Source organism: Oleiphilus sp. HI0125, assembly GCF_001635355.1.
The window spans coordinates 1-402 of sequence record NZ_LWGF01000411.1 but is presented as its reverse complement, the minus strand read 5'-3'; the positions used below and the strand labels follow the sequence as shown (position 1 = coordinate 402).

Genomic DNA, 402 nt, shown 5'->3' with positions numbered 1-402 from the left:
ACCGATGGTAAGTTAAAAGATACCAAAGCGGTTATTCCAGAGAGTACCTACGCGACTATTTACCAAGAAATTATCAACTTCTGTAAGCATCACGATAACTTTGATCCAGTGACTATGGGCACGGTTCCAAACGTTGGTTTGATGGCTCAAAAAGCAGAAGAATATGGTTCGCACGATAAGACATTTGAGCTTGAAGCAGATGGAACTATTCGTGTTATTGATGATGCGGGCAATGTCTTGCTTTCTCACGATGTTGAGAAGGGTGATATTTGGCGTATGTGCCAGACAAAAGATCTTCCAATCCAAGATTGGGTGAAATTAGCCGTTACTCGTGCACGTGCTAGCGGTATGCCTGCAGTATTCTGGTTAGACCCAGAGCGTCCACATGATGCATCGATGATC

General features: G+C 43.8%; 1 protein-coding gene. It reads left to right on the top strand.

Going from position 1 to position 402, the window contains the following annotated elements:
- A partial coding sequence (locus A3762_RS05480) for an NADP-dependent isocitrate dehydrogenase (protein ID WP_197469051.1) occupies window positions 1-402 on the top strand: 402 nt, incomplete at both ends.